Here is a 1,023-nt window from a genome sequence, read left to right on the forward strand (position 1 = left end):
TGTGCGAGCTTTAGGTGTAGGTTTCTCTTATGCAGTAGGTAATGCACTGTTTGGTGGTTCTGCGCCTTCGGTTGCCTTACAGTTCAAAGCTGCCGGAATTGAAAATACCTTCTTTATATATGTGATTGTCATGCTGATTATCTGTTTCTTGTGTAGCCTTGCGCTTCCGAAAAAACCAGATTATTTAGAACATGATCATTAATTAAATAAGATGCCTTCTGTCCCAAGCAGAAGGCATCTTTTAGCTCTTAGCAAATTCTTTTAAAAAATCCCACGGAAAAATCCCTTTATCATGCCCGTCACTAAAACAAATTTGGGCACCATAACCTTGATCAAACATAGCTGTCACTTCAATATTTTGATGCTCTATTTTAATTTGTTTAATCCGCTTCGCTCGACAAAAGCCGCATGGGCAAATTTCTCTTAAACTTTGATGACTCAGACATACGCTTGAGCCATCGGTCCATATAAAGTGAACCTGCTTATTTATAGTGTCGACACGGATATCAGGTCTGATTTGCATACTTCACCTCACCAATTTGATTTAATCCAATACGACTCGCTTGTCGTACTTCAGGATCTGGATCATTTTGATGTTGTTCCAATAGCTTCTGAGCTTCTGCTGTACCAATTTCACCGAGTGCTAAAGCGACTTCTTTACGCAAGTTACTAATTTCATGCTTAAAGTTATCAGTCAAATGAGCAACTGCCAGATGTGATTTAAGTAGTCCCAAGCTCCGTACTGCCGCAATACGTACTTGCCAATACAAGTCTGATACAGCATGAATTAAAGGAGCTTCGAGCTGAACAATACGTAATTTTCCAATCGTAAGAGCAGCTTCCACTCTTAGTTGCCAACTTTCCGAAGTTAAAGAATGTTGAAGTGCTTGGATAACTTCAACCGATATGTTCTGACTATAAGCTAAACCACCTGTTGCAATACGGCGGACCTCATCATCTGTATCTGTTTCGGCAATTTTTGCCAATATCGTAATTGCTTGGTCTTGTTGTAACCAACTTAAT

2 protein-coding genes and 1 pseudogene are annotated in these 1,023 nt (G+C 39.6%); 1 reads left to right on the forward strand and 2 read right to left on the reverse strand.

The window, feature by feature from the left end:
* A pseudogene (locus VXQ92_RS21300) lies at positions 1–202 on the forward strand (alpha-ketoglutarate permease); the annotation flags it as partial.
* Positions 203–241: 39 nt separating this feature from the next.
* Here the strand turns inward: VXQ92_RS21300 and VXQ92_RS21305 are convergent.
* Both VXQ92_RS21305 and VXQ92_RS21310 read right to left on the reverse strand, forming a co-directional pair.
* Positions 242–523: a DUF971 domain-containing protein gene (locus VXQ92_RS21305; protein WP_001167097.1), complete on the reverse strand. Its 282-nt coding sequence runs from the start codon at positions 521–523 to the stop codon at positions 242–244.
* Positions 507–1,023 (reverse strand): HEAT repeat domain-containing protein (locus tag VXQ92_RS21310; RefSeq protein ID WP_416683100.1); only part of this gene is annotated, 517 nt, incomplete at its 5' end. The genes VXQ92_RS21310 and VXQ92_RS21305, both read right to left, overlap by 17 nt.

Source organism: Acinetobacter sp. 228 (assembly GCF_048147885.1).